This window comes from Halorubrum tibetense (assembly GCF_042661865.1).
Lineage (GTDB): Archaea > Halobacteriota > Halobacteria > Halobacteriales > Haloferacaceae > Halorubrum > Halorubrum tibetense.
The window spans coordinates 1-668 of record NZ_JBHSWW010000605.1 but is presented as its reverse complement, the minus strand read 5'-3'; the positions used below and the strand labels follow the sequence as shown (position 1 = coordinate 668).

Below are 668 nucleotides of genomic sequence, written 5' to 3'. Positions count from 1 at the left end.
GTCGGCGAGTCACCGAATCTTCTCAACTCCGGAGAGATGGACGACGACTTCTACAGCGACCTCTGGGAGACGATTACCGCTGGTGACACGTGGCACGAGGAGATTACCAACCAACGCAGCGACGGCTCGCAATACGTCGCCGATCAGACGATCGCACCGATCGTCGCAGACGGCGAGCCGAGAGCGTTTGTCGCCGTCCAGACCGATATCACCGAGCGTAAAGAACTCGAAGGTCGGCTCTCGCTGTACCGCGATATCATCGAACGGCTTGAGGATCCGATTATGATCCAGGCCTGTGAGGGGGAGTTTCGGCTGGTTAATGACGCGCTGTGTTCGTTCGCCGGGCTGTCGAGAGATGAACTGCTCGGCGACGGCGAATACGCGTTTATGGACGAAGAAACTGCCACGACGATCGCCCGACAGAAACAGCGTGTGATTGAGACCGAACAGCCGGTCGAATACAGCGTTGAGCCGACGTTCAAGCACAGCGACAGAGAGGCGATCTTCTATACGAGTCGGTACCCCTACTACGAGGACGGAGAGATCGCGGGGACGCTGGCGATCTGCCGGAACGTGACTGATCTCGAAGAACGGACCCGACAGCTCCACGTACTTGATAACATCCTGCGGCACAATATCCGCAACGAGCTGAACGTGATCCATGGTCG

At 57.8% G+C, this 668-nt stretch carries 1 protein-coding gene; it reads left to right on the top strand.

Annotation, left to right across the window (positions count from 1 at the left end):
- Positions 1-36: 36 nt before the first annotated feature.
- On the top strand, positions 37-668 hold a 632-nt coding region (locus tag ACFQEU_RS17220; protein ID WP_379784135.1), incomplete at its 3' end, for a PAS domain-containing protein.